The organism is Polyangium sorediatum (assembly GCF_029946465.1).
Classification (GTDB): Bacteria; Myxococcota_A; Polyangia; order Polyangiales; family Polyangiaceae; genus Polyangium; species Polyangium fumosum.
This window is the reverse complement of record NZ_JARZHI010000001.1, coordinates 173,541-195,527: the sequence shown is the minus strand read 5'-3', so window position 1 is coordinate 195,527 and position 21,987 is coordinate 173,541. Positions and strand designations below refer to the sequence as shown.

Annotated in this window: 15 protein-coding genes; 9 read left to right on the top strand and 6 right to left on the bottom strand. The window is 69.1% G+C overall.

Annotation, left to right across the window (positions count from 1 at the left end):
- Positions 1-58: 58 nt before the first annotated feature.
- From QHF89_RS00795 to QHF89_RS00785, 3 genes are read left to right on the top strand one after another with little or no spacing between them, the layout of a single operon-like run.
- The gene (locus QHF89_RS00795; RefSeq protein ID WP_284719879.1) at positions 59-1,399 is read left to right on the top strand and encodes an NfeD family protein; all 1,341 of its coding nucleotides are present in this window, start codon (positions 59-61) and stop codon (positions 1,397-1,399) included.
- Positions 1,396-2,385 (top strand): flotillin-like protein FloA, encoded by a 990-nt coding sequence (gene floA, locus QHF89_RS00790; RefSeq protein ID WP_284719878.1) that lies wholly within the window; start codon positions 1,396-1,398, stop codon positions 2,383-2,385. The genes QHF89_RS00795 and floA overlap by 4 nt, the downstream gene beginning before the upstream one ends.
- A 4-nt stretch (positions 2,386-2,389) precedes the next feature.
- Positions 2,390-2,776, top strand: coding sequence for a hypothetical protein (locus QHF89_RS00785; protein ID WP_136965185.1), 387 nt, complete (start codon positions 2,390-2,392; stop codon positions 2,774-2,776).
- A 2-nt stretch (positions 2,777-2,778) separates the two neighbouring features.
- Here the strand turns inward: QHF89_RS00785 and QHF89_RS00780 are convergent, their stop codons facing one another.
- A complete protein-coding gene (locus tag QHF89_RS00780; RefSeq protein ID WP_136965184.1) occupies positions 2,779-3,654 on the bottom strand; it encodes an SIMPL domain-containing protein in 876 nt (291 codons plus the stop codon).
- A gap of 317 nt (positions 3,655-3,971) precedes the next feature.
- Between QHF89_RS00780 and QHF89_RS00775 the strand changes: the two genes are divergently transcribed.
- Positions 3,972-7,307 (top strand): ATP-binding protein, encoded by a 3,336-nt coding sequence (locus QHF89_RS00775; RefSeq protein ID WP_284719877.1) that lies wholly within the window; start codon positions 3,972-3,974, stop codon positions 7,305-7,307.
- On the opposite strand, the gene QHF89_RS00770 is transcribed toward QHF89_RS00775, so the two are convergent.
- Positions 7,308-9,710: an FG-GAP repeat domain-containing protein gene (locus QHF89_RS00770; RefSeq protein WP_284719876.1), complete on the bottom strand. Its 2,403-nt coding sequence runs from the start codon at positions 9,708-9,710 to the stop codon at positions 7,308-7,310.
- Between the two features lie 160 nt (positions 9,711-9,870).
- On the opposite strand from QHF89_RS00770, the gene QHF89_RS00765 reads away from it, so the two are divergent.
- The gene (locus QHF89_RS00765) at positions 9,871-11,667 is read left to right on the top strand and encodes an NYN domain-containing protein (protein WP_284719875.1); all 1,797 of its coding nucleotides are present in this window, start codon (positions 9,871-9,873) and stop codon (positions 11,665-11,667) included.
- Between the two features lie 20 nt (positions 11,668-11,687).
- Entirely contained in the window at positions 11,688-13,250 is a 1,563-nt protein-coding gene (locus QHF89_RS00760) for a carotenoid oxygenase family protein (RefSeq protein ID WP_136965180.1), read from the top strand.
- On the opposite strand, the gene QHF89_RS00755 is transcribed toward QHF89_RS00760, so the two are convergent.
- From QHF89_RS00755 to QHF89_RS00740, 4 genes are all read right to left on the bottom strand, one after another.
- Positions 13,251-14,090, bottom strand: a complete 840-nt coding sequence (locus QHF89_RS00755) for a hypothetical protein (protein ID WP_136965179.1) — start codon at positions 14,088-14,090, stop codon at positions 13,251-13,253.
- A gap of 1 nt (position 14,091) precedes the next feature.
- On the bottom strand, positions 14,092-15,717 hold the full coding sequence (locus QHF89_RS00750; protein ID WP_136965178.1) for a PAS domain-containing protein: 1,626 nt from the start codon (positions 15,715-15,717) through the stop codon (positions 14,092-14,094).
- A 103-nt stretch (positions 15,718-15,820) separates the two neighbouring features.
- Positions 15,821-17,086, bottom strand: a complete 1,266-nt coding sequence (locus tag QHF89_RS00745; RefSeq protein WP_136965177.1) for a plastocyanin/azurin family copper-binding protein — start codon at positions 17,084-17,086, stop codon at positions 15,821-15,823.
- 147 nt (positions 17,087-17,233) lie between these two features.
- Entirely contained in the window at positions 17,234-18,343 is a 1,110-nt protein-coding gene (locus QHF89_RS00740; protein ID WP_284719874.1) for a DUF4215 domain-containing protein, read from the bottom strand.
- A gap of 68 nt (positions 18,344-18,411) precedes the next feature.
- Between QHF89_RS00740 and QHF89_RS00735 the strand changes: the two genes are divergently transcribed.
- From QHF89_RS00735 to QHF89_RS00725, 3 genes are read left to right on the top strand one after another with little or no spacing between them, the layout of a single operon-like run.
- On the top strand, positions 18,412-20,517 hold the full coding sequence (locus QHF89_RS00735) for a hypothetical protein (protein ID WP_284719873.1): 2,106 nt from the start codon (positions 18,412-18,414) through the stop codon (positions 20,515-20,517).
- Positions 20,514-21,023 (top strand): hypothetical protein, encoded by a 510-nt coding sequence (locus QHF89_RS00730; RefSeq protein WP_136965174.1) that lies wholly within the window; start codon positions 20,514-20,516, stop codon positions 21,021-21,023. Before QHF89_RS00735 ends, QHF89_RS00730 begins: the two co-directional genes overlap by 4 nt.
- Positions 21,024-21,057: 34 nt before the next feature.
- Positions 21,058-21,984: a formylglycine-generating enzyme family protein gene (locus tag QHF89_RS00725; protein ID WP_136965173.1), complete on the top strand. Its 927-nt coding sequence runs from the start codon at positions 21,058-21,060 to the stop codon at positions 21,982-21,984.
- Positions 21,985-21,987: the final 3 nt, after the last annotated feature.

The following is a 21,987-nucleotide window of genomic DNA, read 5'->3' as shown; positions in this document are numbered from 1 at the left end:
TCGTGGGGGTTTTCGTGTGGCGAATCGCGCCTCGTCTCGACGTCGTGTAGGCGTCCTCGTGCTCGCTCTTTGGGCCCTCCTGTTCGGCGCGTCCGCGCGCGGCCAGGCGACGGCGCGGCCCATCGTGTACGTCGCGCCCCTTCGGGATGAAATCGACAATGGCCTCGCGCCTTACGTGCAGCGCGCCGTGCGCGAGGCCGATCAGGCCGGCGCTGCCGCGCTCGTCTTGCCCATCGATACCCTCGGCGGGCGCGTCGACGCGGCCCTCGTCATTCGGGATGCGCTGCTCGACGCGCGCGTCCCCACGGTCGCGTTCGTCGACCCGCGTGCGATCTCCGCGGGCGCGCTCATCGCGCTCGCGGCCGAGGACATCGCGATGGCCAAGGGCGCGACGATCGGCGCCGCCGCGCCCGTCGTCGCCGGGCCCCAGGGGCAAACGGAGCCCGCCGGGGAAAAGGCGACGTCGTTCGTACGCAAAGAGTTTCGCGCCACGGCCGAGGCGCGCGGCCGGCCGCCTGCGCTCTTCGAGGCCATGGTCGATTCCGACGTGGAGATCCCGGGCGTCGTGGCGAAAGGCAAGCTGCTCACGCTGACGACCGAGGAGGCGCTCGCGCTCGGCGCCGCCTCGTACCGCGCAGATTCCCTCGACGAGATCCTGGCGAGACGAGGTTTGTCTGGCGCGGAGATTCGCACGCTCGCGCCGAACTGGGCGGAGAGCCTCGTGCGATTCTCGACGTCGCCCTTGGTCAGCTCGCTCCTGCTCGGGTTCGGGTTGATGGGGCTCTTCGTGGAGATCCGCACGCCCGGGTTTGGCGCGCCAGGCATCGTCGGGCTCGTTTGCCTGGCGCTGTTCTTCTGGTCGCACGCGATCCTCGCGCTCGTGGGCTGGGAGGAGCTCGCGCTCGTGGGCGGTGGAATCGCGCTCCTTTTGCTGGAGATTTTCGTGATCCCGGGGTTTGGCCTGGCAGGCATCCTCGGCGTCGCGGCCATCCTCGCGGGGCTCGGGATGAGCTTCGTCGGGCCGGGCGTGACCGCGGAGGGCGCCGTGCGAGCCGCGACCGAGGTCGCCCTCGCGCTCGCGGTCATGCTCGGCGGGGCCGCCCTCCTTTTGCGGTTTCTCCCTCGATTGCCTTTCGGCCGCAGGCTCGTCCTCGAAACGGGGCGTCCCGAACGCGCGCTCCCCTTCCCGGCCTCGCCCCTCGACGCGATTTTGCCCGGCGACCTCGGCAAGGCGGCCTCGCCGCTGCGGCCTTCAGGCGTCGCGGAAATCACGGGCGCGCGGGTCGATGCGCTCTCCGAGGGCGAATACATTCCGGCCGGCACGCCGCTCGAAGTGCTCCGCGTGGAGCGGAGCTACGTGGTCGTGCGGCGCGCCGGCGAGAAAGAAACAGGTGAATGACCATGTTCGGCGTGGAGCTCGGGATCCTCGGGATCGTCGGCCTCGTCCTCGTGGGCCTCTTCGTCGTCCTGTATCTGATCCCCCTGCCGCTCTGGATCGCGGCGTGGGCCTCGGGGGCGTACGTGGGGCTGTCGTCGCTCGTGGGCATGCGCTTTCGGAGGGTGCCGCCCGGCGTCATCGTGAATGGGCGGATCAGCGCGGTGAAGGCCGGGCTCGACGTGTCGACGAACGACCTTGAAGCGCATTACCTCGCGGGGGGCAATGTGACGCGCGTGGTCAATGCGCTGATCTCGGCCGACAAGGCGAACATCCACCTCCCGCTCAAGCGCGCCGCGGCGATCGACCTCGCCGGGCGGGACGTGCTCGACGCGGTCAAAATGTCCGTGTTGCCCCGCGTGATCGAGACGCCGCGGATCGCCGCCGTGGCGAAGGACGGCATACAGCTCATTGCGATCGCGCGCGTGACGGTGCGGACGAACCTCGACCGGCTCGTCGGCGGCGCCGGCGAGGAGACGGTCATCGCGCGGGTCGGCGAAGGAATGGTGAGCACGATCGGCTCGGCCGCGACGCACAAGGAGGTGCTGGAGAACCCCGATCACATCTCGAAAAACATCCTCGCGCGCGGGCTCGACGCGGGCACGGCGTTCGAGATCCTCTCGATCGACATCGCGGACGTCGACGTCGGCGCGAACATCGGGGCGAAGCTCCAGATCGACCAGGCGAACGCGGACAAACAGATCGCGCAGGCGAAGGCAGAGGAGCGCCGCGCGATGGCCGTGGCGCTGGAGCAGGAGATGCGCGCGCGGGTCGTGGAGTCGGAGGCGGACGTGCCACGCGCGATGGCCGAGGCGTTCCGGTCGGGCAACCTCGGCATCTTCGATTATTATCGAATGCGGAACCTCGAAGCGGACACGGCCATGCGGCATTCAGTGGCGAACGACGTGCCCTCCGACGTGAGGCCGGCGATCGGACAAGGACGAAGGTGAGGCCGTGGAGGGGCTCGTCTCGCTGCTCGTCGTGCTCGTGTTTCTGATGATGCCGGTGCTGCCGGCGCTCTTCGCGCGGGTCAGCCGCAAAGCGCAGGAGCGCGCCGCGAGGGAACTCGCAGCGCACCGGCGAGCGCTCTTGGGAAGGGCGCCGCCCTCACCCCCTCGCCCCGACCGTCGCTCGCCGGTGGAATATCAATCGCTGGAAGAAATCCCCGCGCGCCCGGTCTCCCTCGAAGAGGGTCTCCCCGCGATCCCGAGCACGCTCGAAGCGGCGCCCGCCCCGCCCCGCCGCCGGCGCACGTCACCGGTTCTTCTGGAAAAACCTGGCGACGTGCGTCGCGCGATTCTGCTCGGGGCCCTACTCGGTCCGCCGCGCGGCGCCGATTGAAATCACTCGGCCGGGGGCGGCGGCTCGGGCGCCTTCTTGATGCCGAAGATGACCTCGATCGAGGTCGAATACGTCACCTCGCCCATCGCGAGCGGCGGGCCGCCGCCGCCCCATTTCGCCTCGGCCGTGGCCATCATCGGCATCGGGCCGATCGGACCGCGCCCGACGACCTCGCTCACGCTGATCACCGGCCCGAGCTCGACCCCCGAGAGCTTCGCCAGCACCTCGGCCCGCGCCTTCGCGTCCGCGACCGCCTTCTCCCGCGCCGTCGCTTCGAGCGCCTTCGTCTCGTCGATCCCGAAGCTCACGTTCCACACGTTGTTCGCCCCCGCGTCGACCGCCGCCTGCACGACGCGGCTCGCCTTCGACACGTCGCGGATCGTCACTTCCACGGTATTGCTCACGCGGTATTTCACGGCCGGCGGAGGCGGCAACGCGACGGGCGCCGAAGCCGGCGCCGAAGCCGCGGCGGCCTTCCCGCCCTTCACCGGCGCGGGCGCGGGAAGCGGCTCGGGCATGGGCACGGGCATCGGACCGTCGATGAAGGGCCGCTCGACCTGGATCGAGAAATTCGCCGTCTGGACGTCCTTGTCCTCGACACCGAGCTTCTTCAGTGCGTCGAGGATCGCCTTCATCCGCGCGCTCGTCTGGTTCATCGCCTCTTCGACCGTCGGCGCCGAGGCTTCGACGCCGAGGCTCGTCCGCGCGATGTCGGGTTTGCCCATGGCCTCGCCATGACCGACGACCGTGATGTGACGGACCGCCTCTTGAGAGGCGCCGCGCGCGCCCCAGCCGCCGTGATGCGAACCACCACAGCCGATGAGCCCGAACGAGGCGGGGACGAGCAAGACGAACGCGAGCACGGAACCGAAGCGCATACGAAAGATCCTCCTCACGAAGAAGATAACGTCGAACGACCGCCCAACTTACAGGCGGCCGCCGGGACTCTGGCAGATGGTCAAGCGGGTGTCGAGTTCTCCCAGGGTTCCACAGACCGCTCGATCCGAGTGGAAGGGTTCATGCAACGGAGCTGAATCGCGCGCCCCGCTCGCAATGTTCGTACCCGACGCGCACGGGGCCGCCGAGCGACGAATCACGAGCGTCGCGAAACTGCACCATGTTCGCGCGATCCAAGCACCAGGAGCGACGGCAGCCCCCGCGAGCGGGCGCCGAAGGGAGGGGCGGGAGGGCCTCCGTGGAAACGGGCTCCCGAACGGGCGAGCCCGATTTTCGTGCGCTCTTCGAGTCCGCGCCCGAGTGTTACCTCGTGGTCGACCCGAGCTTCACCCTCGTCGCCGCGAGCGACGCTTTCCTGCGCACGAGGCTGGTCTCGCGCGAGGCGATCCTCGGCCGCAACCTGTTCGACGTCTTTCCCGATAACCCGGACGATCCGAACGCCACGGGCTCACGCAATCTCCGCGCCTCGCTCGAGCGCGTCTTCGCGATGGGGGTCCCCGAGACGATGGCCGTGCAGAAGTACGACATACGCCGGCCAGCGTCGGAGGGCGGGGGCTTCACGGAGCGGTATTACAGCCCGACGAATACCCCGGTCTTCGACGAGAAGGGAAACGTGACGCACGTCGTGCACCGCGGTGAGGACGTGACCGAGTTCATGCTCCTGAAGAAGCTCGGCGGCGAGCAGAGCCGGATCGTGGAGGAGGAGCGGACGCGCGCGGACCGGATGGAGTCGGAACTCTACCACCGCGCGCAGGAGATCCAGCAGGCAAACGAGCAGCTACGTGTCGCGAACGAAAAACTCAACCGATTGGACGAGCTCAAGACCCGCTTCTTCTCCAACGTGAGCCACGAGTTCCGCACGCCGCTCACGCTGATGCTCGGCCCGGTAGAGGAGCTCCTCCACGGCGGGCACGGCTCGCTGCCCGACGAGCAGCGACGCGAAATCGAGGTCGTTCGGCGCAATGCGCGGCGCCTGCTCAAGCTCGTCAATACATTGCTCGATTTCTCCCGGATCGAGGCGGCGCGCCTGCAGGTGGCCTACGAGCCGACCGATCTTGCGGTCCTCACCGCGGAGCTCGCGAATACGTTCCGCTCGGTCGTCGAGCGCGCGGGGCTCGTGTACGACGTCGATTGCCCGCCGCTCCCGGAGCCGGTCTACGTCGACCGCGAGATGTGGGAGAAGATCGTCCTCAACCTGATCTCGAACGCCTTCAAATTCACGTTCGAGGGGGCGATCGAGGTCTCGCTGCGCTGGGCGGGCGATTGCGTGAAGCTCTCGGTCCGCGACACCGGCACGGGCATCGCCGAGGAGGAGCTGCCGCGGCTCTTCGAGCGGTTTCATCGTGTGCAGCGCGCGCGCGGACGCACCTTCGAAGGCTCCGGCATCGGCCTCGCGCTCGTCCGCGAGCTCGTGGGGTTTCACAAAGGCACGGTCTCCGTCAAGAGCACGGTCGGGCAGGGCAGCACATTCACGGTCAGCCTTCCGGTCGGCGCGGCGCACCTGCCCGCCGAGCGCATTGGCGTCGAGCGCGAGCTCGGGCTCTCGGCGACGAACGCCGTCGCGTTCGTGGAGGAAGCGGCGCACTGGATCGATGCGCCCGCGCGCGTCGAGACCGAGCGCCCGCCGCCCTCGCGCCCGCCGCCCGCGAGCATCCGCGCCCACATCCTGCTCGCCGAGGACAACGCCGACATGCAGCGCTACATCAGCCGCCTGCTCGAACACCACCACGACGTCGAGGTGGTCGGCGACGGGATCGAAGCGCTCGCCCGCGCCTGCGCCCGTGTGCCCGATCTGATCCTCACGGACGTGATGATGCCGGGCATGGACGGCTTCGCCCTGGTCCGCGCGTTACGCGCCGATCCGCGCACGCAGACCGTACCCGTGGTGATGCTCTCGGCGCGCGCGAGCGAGTCGGCGCGGGTGGAAGGAGCCGAGTTCGGCGCCGACGATTACCTGGTCAAACCCTTCTCGCCACGGGAATTGCTGGCGCGGGTCGACGCGCGGATCGAGCTGTCGCGGCTGCGCCGGCAGGTGGCGCAGGAGACCGAGCGCCTGCGCGAGAGCGAGAAACGCTTCCGCACGCTCGCCGACAATGCGCCGGTAATCATCTGGCTGACCGACGCGACCGGATCGTGTCATTACATCAACGCGACCTGGGAGCGGATCACGGGGCAATCGCCGGAAGACGCGCATGGCGTGGGCTGGCTCGATCCGATTCACCCCGAAGATCGCCCGCGCATCGGGCAGGTCTTCCGGGCTGCCGTGGCCCGCCACGAGCCCTTCAACTTCGAGTATCGCCTGCGAATCGTGGACGGCTCGTATCGGTGGTTCCTCGATTACGGCGTCCCGCGGCGCGGCGAGGACCGGGGCTACCTCGGCCACATCGGCTCGTGCACGGACATCACCGAGCGCAAGCTGGCCGAACAGATGCAAGCCGAGGCGGACCGCCGCAAAGACGAATTTCTGGCCATGCTCGCGCACGAGCTCCGAAACCCCCTCGCGCCGATGCGGATGGCGCTGCACATCATCCGGGCGCGGCAGGCGAACGCGGCGACGGATCGGCACCTTCAAATCCTGGAGCGCCAGACCGACAACCTCGCGCGCCTCGTCGACGACCTGCTCGACGTCTCGCGCCTGACCCGAGGCAAGATCGAGCTGCGCAAGGAGCGGCTCGACATCGCCACCGTGGTCACGCGCGCCGTCGACGCGACGCGCGGGCTCATCGAGGGACGGCACCACACGCTCACGGTCGAGCTTCCAGCCGCGCCCGTGACCGTCTTCGCGGATGCCGTTCGCCTGGAGCAGATCCTCGTCAATTTGCTCACGAACGCGGCGAAATACACCGATCCGGGCGGGCACATCACCCTGCACGCCACGCGGGTCGGGGCGCAGGTGGAGCTCTATGTGCACGACGACGGCGTGGGGATCGCGCCGCACATGCTCGACCGGGTGTGGCACATCTTCGAGCAAGCGGAGCGTACGCTCGATCGGGCCCAGGGTGGGCTCGGGATCGGGCTCTCCATCGTGCGGCACCTGGTCGAGATGCACGGCGGGACGGTGGAGGCGCAGAGCCCGGGTCTCGGCCAGGGAAGCACGTTCTTCGTGTGGTTGCCCCTCGCGCCGGAAGAGCCGGCGTGCATTACGACCGAGCGAGCGGCCCCGGCAAGAACGGACGCGACAAACCTTTCCCCTGCAGGCCGGCGGCTCCGTGTCCTCGTGGTGGATGACAACGTCGACGCCGCGGCGATGATCGCCGAGCTCGTGCGCGAGCACGGGCACGACGTGCGGGTCGTCCACGACGGGCTTGGCGCGCTCGCGGAAGCGGAGGAGCAGCACCCCGAGGTCGTGTTCCTCGACATCGGATTGCCCGGCATGGATGGATACGAGGTCGCCCGGCGCCTGCGCGCCTCGGGGCATGGCCCGGCCGAGCTCGTCGCATTGACCGGGTATGGCCAGGAGTCGGACCGCCGGCTGGCCGCGGCAGCCGGCTTCACGGGGCACCTCGTGAAGCCGGCCCACCCCGACGAGGTCCTGGGTCTGCTCGACGCGGTCGCGGCCGCCGCCGATGGATGATTACTTCGGTGAATTGCAGGCGCCGCTCGCCGACGCCGAGACGTTGTTGTCGGTGCGGCACTCGGTCCAGGCCGGGTGCGGCACGCTGGTGTCGTCGACGACCGCGTAAATCGGCGCGGTCCCATTCACGACGTCGCCGGGCGCCCCGGCGAGCGGGAGCAGGACCGACTCGGACTCCGCCGGATAGAGCACCTTCGAGGTCGTCCCCTGCCCGAGGAGCTCCCCATTGGGGTGGTTTCCCTTGTAAAACCCGACGACCACGCCCGCGGGCAAGGACGCCTCGCCCACGTTGCGCACGACGGCCACGAGCCCGTAAGGACCAAAGCAAACGGGCGCGAGCGAGACGACGGCGTCCGGCGCGGCGAACTCGCTGCCCGGCTGCTTGTTTTGCCGGAAATTGTTGAGGCCGGGTTGGAGGTAGTTCGAAAGCTCCTTCGCCGGGATCGTCCCGTCTTCCTCGACGTTCGTGATGTGGTAGGCGTGCTCGTTCCACACCCGCCGCGTGCGCACCCACTTGCCCGAGGTGTCGCCGAAGATCCGCACGCCCGACTGCGCGATGCTCACGCCGTCGTCGCATTGCAGGCTCGCGCTCGCCTGCCCATAGGCATTCGACACGGCCACGATGTCGGCGTGCCCGTCGTTGTCCACGTCCGCGACGACCGGGTTTTCGATCAAGGTCGCGGTCGTGTTGCACCGCTCCCACAAGACGTTCCCCGTCGGCCCCTCGTAGACGCGCAGCCGCTGCTGATCCGAATACACGACCTCCGCCTTGCCGTCGCCGTCGAAATCGAAGACGGTGCTGCCCGTCGAGGCGCTCGAGCAATCCGACGTCTGCTTGATCCACAAGAACGCCTCGTTCCCCGGCACGGCCGCGTCGACGAGCTTCTTGCCGTCGAGCACCGCATACCCCACGCCGCCGGCCATCGCCACGTCGGGCGTCCCATCTCCATTGAAATCGGCGATCGTGGGCGGGCCGCCGCCGTGCGTGTTGCCCCAGCTCCCCGCAGGGCAAAGCGAGGGGCTGAGCGGACCGTTGATGTCGAGCGCGGGACGCACGATCACGAATTTGCCCGGCGCCGCCGCGTCGTACCGCCACACGACGAGCGCGTGGTTCAGGTTGTCCACGACGACCACCTCGGGCTTGCCGTCGGCGTCGAAATCACCGACCGCCGGCCAGGGGCTCTTCCAGTCCTGCGTCGCGTAGAAGTTGCTCTGGTTCGCCGTGGCCGTGTCGAGCAAGAGCATGCCGGCCGCGTCGAAGACCTGGCTGCCCGTCACGATGTCGAGCACGCCGTCGCCGGTCACGTCGCTGACGACGAACGAGCTCGAAAGCACCGTCGAGAACGAGGCCTTCACCGCGCCCGTCACGCCGTCGAGGATGCCGCCCTCGACCACGACCTCCACCGCCCCGTCGCCGTCGAGATCCGCGACCGTGGGCATGAAGCAGCGCATCGGCGGCGTCGCCCAGAGCAGGCTCCCGTCGCCCTTCAGCGCGCGCACGCCTGCGTCCGCGCCCTCGGCGCACGCGACGACCTCGTTCCCCGCCGCGCCGTCGATGTTGCCGGCCGCGAGTTGCTTCGTCGGGTGAATGCCCGGCGCGGCCCACTTCTCCACGACCTGCCCGCCCACGACGCTGATCGCGTGCAGGATCCCGGAGCTCTGGTAGGCGCCGCCCGTGAAGGTCGCGAACACGATCTCCGGGATGTCCTTCGCCGTGATCTTCCCGTCGCAGTCGTCGTCGTCGAGCTCGATCACGATCGGCGACATCATCACGTCGGTCGCGAACGGCGCCACGAGCTGCCCACCCCAGGCGAACTTGAGCTCGGGCGCAAACGAGGACGCCGCGGGCTTGTATTGGCAGGACTCGAGACACGTGAGCGGATCGCCCGGGTTCGGCGCGGGCATGCCGGGCGCGCACGTCGGCGGCTTCGGCAGGCATTTGCCCGAGGGCACCTGCGCCCCGCCTATGCACCCCGCGTCCACGCCGCCGTCCGTGCCCTGCGGATCGCCGAGCGAGAACTCGCAATACTCGCCCGCCGCGCAGTCGCCCGACTCGGCGCAGCTCGCCCCCGGCGTCACGCACTTCTGGAACGAGCAGACCTGGCCGCCGCCGCAACACGCCTCGCCGCACGCGAGGTCCACCGCGCAGCACACGCCGCCCGCGCAGACGCCGCCGTCACACGCCTCGCCGGTCGGACAGCTCCCCGCGTCGAAGAGCGTGTCGTCGCCGCCCGTCCCCGACGACGACGATCCGCCCATGCCGCCGGTGCCGGTCGTGCTGCCCGAACCCCCTGCGCCCGCGCCCCCCGAAGACGACCCGCCATCACCGCACCCTTGGCCCAGCGCCGCGAGCAGCGCCGCGGCCGATGAAGAAAGCACCAGGAAGGCAAACCGTCGTCGCATCCCGGGAGAAATGGCACTGCGACGCACGGGCGTGAAGGCCAAATCTCTGGCGCTCCTCCTTCCAGGCTCCGGTGATGCCCGAGATCCGCATCGGGGTTCGCTTGACCAACCTCACCACCCCAGCCTAGGCTCGTCGTCCCGGATCGTCGGGGGGAACTCCATGCCTCAAGCCGAGCGGATCAGGACCGCGCTTTTCGTCGATTTCGACAACATTTACCTCGGGCTCCATCGGGTCGATCCGGAAGCCGCAGAGGTCTTCGCCACCGAGCCGACGCGCTGGCTCGCGTGGATGGAGCGAGGCCTCATCGCCAAGGCGCAGAGCACCGAGTCGGGCCCGACGCCCCTCTCCGTCCTCGTCCGCAAGTGCTACCTGAACCCGAAGACGTTCCACAAGTACCGGCCGTACTTCACCCGCGCCGCGTTCGAGGTCGTCGATTGTCCGCCGCTCACGTCGCTGGGCAAGACGAGCTCCGACATCCGCATGGTCATGGACATCCTCGACACGCTCGGCCACCCGACGCGCTTCGACAAGTTCGTGATCATGTCGGGCGACGCCGACTTCACGCCCGTCTTGCTGCGGCTCCGCGCGCACGACCGGCGGACCGTGGTCGTGGCCGTCGGGTACGCGGCCTCGGCCTACACGGCCGCGTGTGATCGGCTCATCACCGAGGACCGCTTCATCGAGGACACGCTGCGCGTCCCGGGCGAGAGCGAGGGCTACGAACCGCCGGCGGCCTCGCCGCTGCGCGAGCGGTTCTCGATGTTCCCCTTGGCCTCCATCGCGCCTCCGCCGGCCTCGCTCCCCGCGGGCGACGCGGGCGCGGAGCTGCTCGCGCAGATGGCCGCGGCGGTCGTGGGCGCCGCGCGCGCGGCCGGGAGCTTGCCCGCCGCGAACCTGCCGCGCGTCTATCGTCGCTTCCAGGAGTTCTCCTCCGCGAACGACTGGCTCGGCTTCAAGAGCCTGCGCGCCCTGACGGAAGAGCTCTGCCGGCGCGACGGCCGCCTGCGCATCATCGAGGACGAGGCCGAGAGCTGGCGCGTCACGAGCGACGCCTCGGCCGCGGCCGCGCTCTCGCTCCCCACGCCCACGTTGTCCACGCAAGCGCTCGTCCCGCCGCCGCCGCCGGTACCGATGCCGATGTCGAGCCCGGCGCCGAGCCTGCCGATCCCCTCGGCGCCGAACCCGAGCATCCACCTCGCGACCGCGATCGAACCCTCGCCCGACACCCTCGCGCGTCCCTCGGATCTGCGCGCCGAGATCGTCCGCGTCCTGCGCGATTACGTGTCGAGCTCGCCGCGCCCCGTCACCATGGCGTCGGCCTCGCAGGAGGTCATCCGGCGGCTCGGCAACGTGGTCGTCGACAGCCGCTGGGCCGGGACCGGGAGCTTCAAGGATCTGCTCCTCCACGCGAGTGATCCCGGGTTCGTCGTGCACACGGCGAGCCCGGGCCACCTCTACGATCCCACCCGGCACGAGCCTCCGGAGGCCGAGAGCGAAGACTGGCCGCCGCCCTCGCGGGACGAGTTCGGCGTGCTCCGGCGCGTCCACGAGATCACGGGCGTGCCCGTCCTCCGGCCGCCGGAGTTCGGCCTGCTCTTCCTGACGATCGCGGACATCCTCGGCCGCAACGCCTTCCAGGTCACGTCGACCTCGAAATCGGTTCGGGACGCGCTCCTCACGGAGGGCCATTCGGTGTCGCGATCGGCGGTGACGTTCGTCCTGCGTGGCATCATGTACGGTGGGCTGCCGCTGCACGAGGCGCCGAAGCCCTGGGGCGCGCGCCTGCTCGCCGAGGCGTTCCAGCGCAACGTGCTCGCGATGTGCGAGGACGCCGAGCTGAACCTCTCCTCGACCGAGCGCGCCGCGATCGAGCGGTGGCTCCTCGGCGCCATCGAGGACGCGTCCCCCGTGCAGGCGGGTGAGGTCAACGGGACGGCGCAAGAAGCCAAAGTCTGAGCCTCGAAAGGATCGTCGCCATGGGCCTCGTCGAAGACCTTCTCCTCGCGCTCGACAAGAAGAGGCCGAGGCCCCGTTCGTTCCGGCCAAACCCCTACCTCGAAGGCAATTTCGCGCCCGTGGGCCGGGAGAGTGATGCGCCGTCGCTCGAGGTCCTGAAGGGCGAGGTCCCGCGCGCGCTGCGCGGCACGCTCTATCGCATGAGCCCCGGCCCCCGGTTCGAGCCGCCGAACTCGGATCTTTACCATTGGTTCGACGGCGACGGCATGATCGACGCCTTCGCGCTCGAGGACGGCCGCGTCTCCCACAAGAATCGCTGGGTCCGCACGGAAAAACTCGCCCTCGAAGAGCGCGCGGGGCACGCGCTGTACGGCGGGATCCGCGACCTCGCCCTCTCCACGACGATCGAGGGCTGGCTCGCGCTCGGCTTCTCCGGGCAGGAGCTCATCACCCTCCAGGCGCAGGCGCTCCTCGGAAAAGGGCCGAGCCACGAGCAATTCGAACGCATCTTGCGCGCCGTCGACCGCAGCAACACGAGCATCCAGAACATGGCGGGCCGGCTGCTCACGCTCGTCGAGGGCTCGGCTGCGCACGAGATCGACCCGGTCACGCTGGCGACGACGGGCCGCTTCGATTTCGGCGGCGTCGTGCAACCCGGCAAGGGCGGCATGGTCGCGCACCCCAAAATCGAGCCGGGCACGGAGACGATTTACACGTTCGGCTACTGGGGCGGCCGCGGCGGGCTCACGTATCACGTGTTCGGCAAGGACGGCTCGCCGCGCCTCTCGCGGGACATCGAGGCGCCGTTCCCCTCGATGATGCACGATTTCAGCGTCACCGAGACCCGCGCCGTCTTTTATCACTTGCCGGCCGTGTTCCGCGTCGACGACATGAAGAGCCCGAACACGGTCCGCTGGCAGCCCTCGCGCGGCGCGCGGATCGGCGTGGTTTTACGGGACGACCCCACGGCGCCCGTGCGCTGGTACGACATCCCGCCCTGTTACGTCTTCCATCCGATGAATGCGTTCGACGACGGCAATACGGTCGTCCTCGACATCGTCCGTTATCCGCGCTTGCCGCTCTTCGATCCGGGCGGCGAGACCTTGAACCCGCGCATCGAGGAATATCCGCCGGGCCTGCTCGTGCGGCTCCGGCTCGACCTCGACACCGGCCGGATCAGCGAGACGGTGTTCGACGACGCGCCCTGCGAGTTCCCCGTCGTCGACCCGCGGTTCGCGACGCGCCGCCATCGTTACGGCTGGGTCGCGGCGCGCCTCGCCCCGACGTGCGGCCGGGGCATCATGAATGCGATCGGCCGCGTCGATTTCGAGACCGGCGAGGTTCGATATCGCAACCTCGGCCGCTCGACCTACACGAACGAGGCCTTGTTCCTCCCGCGCGACGAACGAGCGCCGGAGGGCGACGGGTATCTGATCACCACGGTCTACCACGCCGACGAGGGCACGAGTGATCTCCTGATCCTCGACGCGACGCACATCGACGCCGAGCCTGTCGCCGTGGTCCGCGCCCGCCAGCGCGTCCCGTTCGGCTTTCACGGCACGTGGGTCCCCGCGTCGGGCTGATCAGGCAAGCGCGCCCCATAACTCGCAGAGCTGCCCCACGGAGAGATCTCCCCGATATTCCTCCGGGTCTCTCCCCTTCCCCGCCTCGTACGCCGCCACGCACCGCCCGACGAAGACGGCCCCAACGCCAAGGCGCTTGGCAATCGCCTTGTTCGACCAACCCTTCTGATGCAGCCGAATGACGAAGTGAGGCCGCCCCTTTTCCGTCTGCGCAGGCTCGGTCGTGAATCGATACGGCCGCCCTAGGAAAGCTCGCCGCTCGGGCGTCGCGCCCTTCTTCAAGGTCAAACCCACCCGCGGCGAATCGAAGACCTCTGCCGCGCCGCCCGGCGGATCCTCGTGGGCGAGAAACAAGGGCGAGCCTTCGCGCGGATCGATCGACCCATCAAACGAGCCCGCGAGCGCCGCGACGCTCTCCTTGCCGGTCCGCGAGAGCACGTGATCGACACACTTGCACGACCCTTCGATCCACGTGCCGCTCGTCAGGTCGACGAAGCTGCGAAGCAGAATGCCGACATAGGTATCGGGCCGTCGCCCCATCGCGATGTCGACGCCTTTGTACGTCCCGCCTTTGTACGTCCCGCCCTGCCGATGAAAATACCAGATCCCGGAATCGACCTGGCTCGGATCCCGATGCGCGAATGGGTCCTCATGCCCGGGTCCGTGCCAATAAAACTCGATCTCGGTGAGCCGATGCGGCGAGCCGGCGATGAAAAGCGTCGCGTGATGGAGCAAGACATCCGCCGCGCGGCGAAATGCATCGACGTGGAGCTCGTCCGGAACGCCCGGCCCGGGCAACGTCGACGCGAGAATCGCTGTGAGCGGGGTCGGGCTCGGCATGTCACGTCCTCGGGCTCGGTCGACCCTGCCCCTTGCCTGCTCTCGCGGCGATCCGGCGGCGCCTCGCCTCCTCCGCCCCCCGCATGCCCGCCCGGAGGTCCGCGTACGTCACGAGCGCGCCGAAATCGACCCCGAGATCCACGATCGTGCGGGCCACGTCCGGCGACACCCCCACGAGCGCGGTCTCCGTGCCGAGCAGGCCCGCCGCGCGCGTGGCCCGGAGGAGCTGCTCGGCCACGGACGCGTCGATCGAGGGCACGCCCGTGATGTCGATGAGCACCGTCTCCGCCTGGTGATGCTGAATGCCCGCGAGCAGCGCCTCCATGAAATGCTGCCCCCGCGCCTCGTCCATTTGCCCCACGAGCGGCGCCACGAGCACGCCTTTCGCCAGCGGCAAAAGCGGCGTCGAGAGCTGCCGGACGAGCTCCATCAGCTTCGTCTGCGTCTCCAGGAGCACGAACTCGCGCCGCTTCGCGTCCTCGGCCGATTTCCGATCCGTGATGTCCTCGCTCATTCCAATGAGGAAGAGCGGCTCCCCCGCTTCATCGTAGAGCGGGATCTTGCGGGTATGGCAGATGCGCACGCCCGTGCCATAGGTCGGGACGCTCTCCTCGGGGATGTCCACGATGGTTCGGCCCCCGAAGACAGTCCGGTCCGCGGCGACGAACTCGTCGGCGGTCTCCGTCGGGAAAATATCGTAATCGGTATGACCGAGCCAGCTCCCGATCGGCGACGTGAACTGCTCCTCCATGTACTTGTTGATATGGATGTACCGGAGATCCTTCGCGTCCTTGATGAAGATCATCATCGGGATGTTGTCGAGGATCGAATCGAGGAACTGCGACGTGCTCCGGAGCGATTGCTCGATCTCCTGTTGTTTCGTGACGTTCTCGAAAATCGAGCCAATGCATTGCCCGGAGAGCGGGAAGGCCTTGATCGCCCAAGCGGCGTCCTTGCCCGTCTTCGTGTCCGTCGTCATGTAATCGATATCCACGGTTTTTTGCTCGTGGACCACCTCGACGTACCGATCGATGAGCCCCCTTTGCCGCGGGACGCTGGAGACCTCGTCGAGCAGCTTGCCCACGAACTTCGCCGTGGGCCGCTGCGTGAGCTGCTCGGCGGCGGGATTGCCGTACACGCAGCGCAGCCCCGCCTCGCCGCCTTGTGAATCTTCCAGCCGGTAGACGTAGAGCCCGAGCTGCATGGCCTCGACCACCTCGGCACAACGCGCGCGGTGCTCCTCTTCGGCCGTACGCAGGCGCACCCGCACGAGCGCGCCCCGGCCGCCGTCGACGGCACATGCAATCGCGAGGAGCGAGCTGCCCGGGGCCCCGAGGTCGAGCTCGAGCCGCTCGCGCGCCCCTGCGAGCACATCCTCGATCCCCCGTGCGGCCGCGAGCGCCGCGCCTTCGAGCACGCTCGTCGGCAAGAGCCGGAACGCGCCTTGGCGCTCGAAAAACGGCAGGAGACGCGTGCCTTCCTCGGAGGCGAAGAGACGGTCCATACGCGGGTTCGTGAGCCGAACACGGCCACGGCCGTCAACCAGCGCGGTCGCGTCGTCGAGGACCGAAAGCAGGAGATCCGGGTGGATCGAGAACGAGGCTGGCGCTCCGTCGGGGGTTGCCATGACTTTGCCGGGGACGATAACACGGCCCGGCTAGTTGGGCGACGGCGCGCGAAGGCGGGCACGCCTCGGACGAGGGCGCCCGCACTTCACCGTCATCTCGCTGTCACGGAACGACGAACACCGCGCCGTTCATGCCGAGCGACGCGTGCGGCACGCAGTAGAACGGATACGTGCCCGGCGTCGAGAGCGTGAAGTCCTTCGAGGTGCCCGTGTTCGTCACCGGGACGAACGGGCCGCTCGCGGCGGGCGTGGGCATGTTGGCGACGTCCATGTACCCGCCCTGCAGCGGATGGCTGGAGAAGTTGCCCGAGAATGTCACGACCGTCCCCGCCTTCACCTTGATGCACTTCGGGTTGTAGGACAGGCCGCTGAACGTCACCGTTGTCGCCGTCTCGGCGGTGAGGTCATCCGCGCCTGCCAGCGTGCAGCCATTGACGACGCTCGCCACGCACTGGTTTCCGACGCACGTATCGCCGTTCGTGCAATCGCCGTCGACGTTGCACGCGACGCACGAGCCCGCGGCGCTGCAGACCTTGCCGCCGGACTCCATGCACGCGGTCCCTTCCGTCAAGGGAGTATACTCGGGCGAACCATTGCTGCAGGCGTCCGTCGTGCAGGACTTCCCGTCGTCCGGGAGGTCCGTGTCGTCGTTCTCGAACGTCGTGGCGCCGAGGCCGTCGCAAACTTGCGACTTGCAGTCGCCCACCGTTTGCGCCGCGGTCGGCGTGCCGGCCATCGTGGCCTCGACGCCGCACATGCCATTCGTGCACGTCGCCTGCTCGCACTCGTTCTGCGGGGTCGGACAGTCGGCCGGCGTGACGCAAACACTGCTGCCACCCCCAGCGCCGCCCATTCCACCAGCGCCGCCCATTCCACCAGCGCCGCCCATTCCACCAGCGCCGCCCATTCCACCAGCGCCGCCCATTCCACCAGCGCCGCCCATTCCACCAGCGCCGCCCATTCCACCGGCGCCACCCATTCCACCAGCGCCGCCCATTCCACCAGCGCCGCCCATTCCACCAGCGCCGCCCATTCCACCAGCGCCGCCCATGCCACCGACGCCGCCCATGCCGCCGGTCCCGCCCATGCCGCCGGTCCCGCCCATGCCACCGACGCCGCCCATGCCGCCGCCGCCCATACCCCCAACGCCGCCCATGCCGCCGGTCCCGCCGCCGACGCCGCCCATGCCGCCGGTCCCGCCGCCGACGCCGCCCATGCCGCCGGTCCCGCCGCCCGAGCCCCCGGAGCCCGTCAAGTCGATCTGCGAGCGATCCACGCTCGCGATGAGCTCGCAGCCCGAAGCGAAAGAAACGAGCCCCGCGGCGGCAAGCACGGCGCCGGTCAGGATCTTTGCGTTCTGCATCTTCATGAGTTGCCTCGAAGGGTAGAAGTCATCCGAACGGCCACGCTGCGGGCCCGAACGGCAAGCGCAATTGACAAATTTTCCAGACCCTGTCAAGGATTTGCCAACAGAACGTTGCTGCTCCCACGGTTCACCGGCGGAGTGGATTGTCGTTCAATCGGTCGATCTGCAATCCGCCGCGCAGCCATCGAAGCTCACGACATTCCCGTCGTCGCACACCTCCCCCGCGTCGAGGATTCCGTCGCCGCACACTGGAATCGTACAATCGAGCCGGCACGCCGAGGGCACGTCGAGCGCCACAATCCGGGCCGTGGCCGTTCGATCGAGCACGATCGCGTCGCCGCTGCCGTCCTCCCATTCCCAGCGCTCGATGCCCTGGACGAAGCTCGGCACGACGTCGATCACCCACGCGCCCGGCGAGAGCAGGCCCGAGAGCGCGCCGCCGTCCGTGTTGCCGTCGAACTGCCAGTCCCCCCGCGCCGTCGTCGGATCGAGCAACGAGAATTCGCCCTTCGTGTCGTCCGAGGCCGCGACGAACGCGCCCGTCGGCAAGCCGAAAAACGACATCTCGACACGCCCGGGAGGCTGGATCTGTCCGCCGGCGTTCTTGTCCACCCCGTGGACCGCGACGAGCCCGAGCAGACCGTTTGGCGTGACGTCACGGTACAAAAAAAGCTTGCTCGCCCCGAGCTCCTCGAACCCCGTGTGTGCGCTCGCCGAGCCGTAGTCGTAGAACGAGACGAGCGGCATGGGCCGCGTGACGGGCAGGACGGGGCGCACGAGCGCGCCTTGCAGGAGCAAAAAAGCCGGACGGTCGGCGTTCGCCGCGCCCGCGTCGCAGGCCTCCACGCCCGCCTGCACGAAGCCGTCGCCGCACGTCGCCGGCAAACACCGCGACGGGCAATCGTCCGTGTCGATGCCATTGCCATCGTCGCAGACCTCCCCCGCCTCGACGAACCCATTGCCACAGCTCGGCAACGCGCACGTCGCCGTGCAGCCGTCGCCGGAGACGAGGTTGCCGTCGTCGCAGGCCTCGACGAAGGCCCATACGATGCCGTCGCCGCAGCGCGCGAGGGAGCAGCCGGGAGCACAGGCGTCGATGGCGACTTCGTTGTGGTCGTCGCAGGCTTCCCCGGGATCGACGAGCCCGTCGCCGCAAAACGGATCACGCCGCTCGGCCTCCGGGGCGAAAAGCGTGCTGCGCGCGCCACACGCGGCGGCGAGGCCGAGGAGCGTCACGACCACGAAACCCCGTGCGTGCATGCGAGCGACCCTACCACGATCGCGCCGCCTCTTGCCGCGCGCGCGGCGCTCCGATAAAGCTTTTCCTCGTGGGTGGACCCAACCCTCGCCTTCGTTTCGCCCTCGCGATCGCGATCGCCTCGCCCCTCGCTTGTTCGTCGCCCAAGGACACGCCGGACGCCTCCGCGCCCGCGCCTTCGGCCTCGCAAGCCGTCGCGCCGCCCGTTTCGAGCGCCGCGCCTACGCCGTCAAAGCCCCTTTCGCCGGCCGAACGACAAGGCAGCGTGATCGCGCGGAGCCGCCAAGGCGATGCGCTCTTCGTGGCGGACGAGGATCACAAGGTCCTTCGCCGAATCCCGCTCCCGCTCGCGCCGGGCGTGGCCGCGACGGAGGTGCCGCTCCCCGGCGCGCCGGCCGCGGTCCTGCCGCTCGACGGCGCGGTGCTCGTGACGATTCGTGATCCGGGCTTGCTCCTCGTGCTCAAGCCCGACGCGTCCGGCGCGCTCGCCGAGGCGGGCCGCGTGTCTCTGCCCGCGGATGCGTGGGGCCTCGCGGCGACGGCGGACGCGCGCCACGCGTTCGTGACGAGCGCGTGGACGCACATCGTTTCAAAAATCGATCTCGCGGCCGGAAAGGTCGTGTGGTCGGCGGACGTTGCCCGTGAGCCGCGCGGCATCGTGGTGCTCGGGAGCGGCGAGATCCTCGTGAGCCACCTCGTGGGCGCGGACGTGACGCACATCGGCGAAGAATCCGGCGCGCCGGTCGTGAAGACGATCGGCGTGATGCCCTCGCCCGTACGCGCGCCGTCGGGCAAAAAGCTCCACGCGTCGCTCGGGTATTCGCTCGTGACCTCGCCCGACGAGGCGCGGCTCTTCGTGGCGCGGCACGCAGTCGGTGCGCTCGCGCGGCGCTCGTGGTTCGGGCAGCCGACGGTGGACGTCGTGCTCCTGCCCGGAAAGAATGGCCGCACGGCGCCCGAGCAGCTCGCCGCGACACACGTGGGCGGCTTGCCTTCGCAAAAGAGCCGGGTCGCGGACCTGACGATGACCGCGGACACGCCGGTGTCGATCCCGGGCCGCGACAAGGGCCCGTTCACGCAGCCGCGCGCCATGGTCTACCGCGCGAAATCCGACACGTTGCTCGTCGCGGGCGAGGGCGACGACGTGGTCGCCGAGCTCGACGCGGTCGCGCTCGATCCGACGCTCGCGATCGTGCGTATCTTCCAGGTGGGCCAGAAATACGACCCGGGATACGGCGCGGCCGGGGAATGCGGCGCGCCCGCGGGAATCGCGCTCTCGGCCGACGAGGACACGGCGTACGTGTTCTGCCGCGCGACATACGACGTGGTCGCGCTCGACCTCACCGCCCGGGCGCCCGTGGATCCCATCGTGCGGGATCGACAAACTCTCGTTCACCTCGCCGACGACACGCTCTCGGCCGAGGCGCAAAAAGGGCGGCGACTCTTCTACAACGCGACGGATCCCATTCTGAGCGGCGGCCTCGGCTGCGCGGGTTGCCACCCCGACGGGCGCGACGACGGGCACGTCTGGCACGAGGCCACGTTCGACACGATCGACGGGCTGCACACGAACTTCGTGGGCGCCTACGAAAACATCCCCGACCTCGCCAAGGCCAAAGGATTTCCACGACGAACCCCCATGCTCGCGGGCCTCGTGAGCGCGGCGGGGCCTTATGGCTGGCACGGCGAGAGCGCGGACCTCGGCGCGCGCATCACGGCCGGCATGGGCTTGCATCGCTGGGGCGGCATGCCGCAGAACATCGGCGGCGCCGCGGTGGGGCGTGCCTCGCTCGTGGCCGCGTTCGTGCGCGAGGGCCTCGTCCCGCCGCCGCGGGAGAACCGCGAGCTCACCGACAAGGAGAAACGCGGGCGCGAGCTCTTCCTGAACAAGGGCACGAAATGCGCCCACTGCCACGTGCCGGATTCGCATTACACGGATCGCACACCGTATCCGCTGAAGCGCCTGCCGCCCGTGAGCGGATTCGACGAGGAGACGAAGCAGGAGTTCAAGACACCCTCGCTCCGGTTCGTCGCCGGAAGGGCGCCTTATTTCCACGACGGCCGCGTCTCGACGCTCGAAAAGCTCGTCGAGCTGAACGGCGATCGAATGGGGAACACGAGCCATCTCCCGGCCGAGGACCGCGAGGCCCTCATCGCCTTCCTGAAGACCTTATGAGCCGCGCCCGGATTCTCGCCGCCCTCACCTTCCTCGTGCTCTTGCCGGCCGCCAAGGCCGATCCACCGGCGCCGGCGGCCGAGGAGGAAAAGCCGATCGATTTCGAGCCGATCCCGATCGAGGAGGGCACGCCGAAGCCGCCCACGCCGGCCGAATGGCAGAGCGCGACGCGCGTGCGGATCACCCGCAAGGGCCCGCGCGCCGAGCATTGCCGGGCGTGGCGGGCGCGCGGCTGGCTCAAGGTCCATTGCGACGCACAGACCACGGCGGCCTCGCTCGTCGGCGGCACGAACCGCGGCGTCTCCCTCTGGATGCCCGAGCCCAAGGAGGGCCTGCCCGCGCCCCCGTCGGGCCAGGTGATGTTCCCGATCAAGCCGGGCGATCGACGGATCTTCGAGCTGTTTTCGTTCGGCGAGACCTACGGCGGCTCCATGGTCTCGCCGGGGCTCGTCCTGCAAGAGCACTGGATCGAAGGGGAGCCGGCGCCGACCCTGGTGCTGCGCTGACAAACCTTTTTTTCATCGTCGGAGGCATGTTTCCATGAAGGCTCTTCGTTGGCTCACGTTCGGCACGGCTTTCCTCGGCTTTGGCCTCGCGGCCGGGTTCGGCTGCGGGGGCGGCGCGCAGGAGGGGGGCGGCGCCGTGAAGGAGCCGGGCGCGGGCACGACGGAAGCAAAACCCGCCGAGACGACGGCCAACGCCGCCCCCCCGCCGACGAGCGACCCCGCGCCCGCCCCCACCGCCGCGGCGACGCCCGAGCCCCCGAAGACGGCCGAAGCCAAGCCGCCCGAGCCCCCGAAGCCGCCGCCGAGCCCGTGTCCCGAGGGCATGGCGTTCGTCAAGGGCGGCTCCTACAAGATGGGCTTCTTGAAGAACGAGGCGAAGATCGCCGATTTCTGCTTCGACAAGACGGAGGCCACGGCGAAGGACTACGAGGCGTGCGTCGCGTCGAAGAAATGCAACGACGCATTCGCGACCTGCGCGCCCGAAGCGACGTACAAGAAGGCGGGCAAGGAAGACCATCCGATGGTCTGCGTCGATTTCCAGCAGGCGATCGATTATTGCACGGCGCAAGGAAAACGCCTGCCCTCCGACGAGGAGTGGGAGTGGGCGGCGCGCGGCGGCGAGGAGGGGCGCGTCTATCCCTGGGGCAACGATGCGCCGAAGGATCAGCTCTGCTGGTCCGGCGGGAAAGAGGGCCTCTTGAAAGGCACGTGTCCGGTCGCGGCGCACCCCACCGGCGCGAGCAAGGACGGTCTGCTCGGAATGGCGGGCAATGTATTCGAATGGACGACGAGCGCGCAAGACGCGAAGACGAAAGACCGCGTGGGACGCGGCGCGAGCTGGCGCGACGGTATTCCGAACATGTTCCGCGCGGAGCGGCCAGGCCGGTTCCAGGTGACCTACCGGTGCGGATTTTTGGGCATTCGCTGCGCGACGGCCCCCACGGCGACGTCCGGCAAATAGGAA

Excerpts from the sequence above, each read along its gene's own strand:
- floA (WP_284719878.1), top strand. The coding sequence starts at position 1,396 with ATGACCATGTTCGGCGTGGAGCTCGGGATCCTCGGGATCGTCGGCCTC.
- QHF89_RS00780 (WP_136965184.1), bottom strand. The coding sequence starts at position 3,654 with ATGCGCTTCGGTTCCGTGCTCGCGTTCGTCTTGCTCGTCCCCGCCTCG.
- QHF89_RS00770 (WP_284719876.1), bottom strand. The coding sequence starts at position 9,710 with ATGCGACGACGGTTTGCCTTCCTGGTGCTTTCTTCATCGGCCGCGGCG.
- QHF89_RS00765 (WP_284719875.1), top strand. The coding sequence starts at position 9,871 with ATGCCTCAAGCCGAGCGGATCAGGACCGCGCTTTTCGTCGATTTCGAC.
- QHF89_RS00760 (WP_136965180.1), top strand. The coding sequence starts at position 11,688 with ATGGGCCTCGTCGAAGACCTTCTCCTCGCGCTCGACAAGAAGAGGCCG.
- QHF89_RS00755 (WP_136965179.1), bottom strand. The coding sequence starts at position 14,090 with ATGCCGAGCCCGACCCCGCTCACAGCGATTCTCGCGTCGACGTTGCCC.
- QHF89_RS00750 (WP_136965178.1), bottom strand. The coding sequence starts at position 15,717 with ATGGCAACCCCCGACGGAGCGCCAGCCTCGTTCTCGATCCACCCGGAT.
- QHF89_RS00745 (WP_136965177.1), bottom strand. The coding sequence starts at position 17,086 with ATGAAGATGCAGAACGCAAAGATCCTGACCGGCGCCGTGCTTGCCGCC.
- QHF89_RS00740 (WP_284719874.1), bottom strand. The coding sequence starts at position 18,343 with ATGCACGCACGGGGTTTCGTGGTCGTGACGCTCCTCGGCCTCGCCGCC.
- QHF89_RS00730 (WP_136965174.1), top strand. The coding sequence starts at position 20,514 with ATGAGCCGCGCCCGGATTCTCGCCGCCCTCACCTTCCTCGTGCTCTTG.
- QHF89_RS00725 (WP_136965173.1), top strand. The coding sequence starts at position 21,058 with ATGAAGGCTCTTCGTTGGCTCACGTTCGGCACGGCTTTCCTCGGCTTT.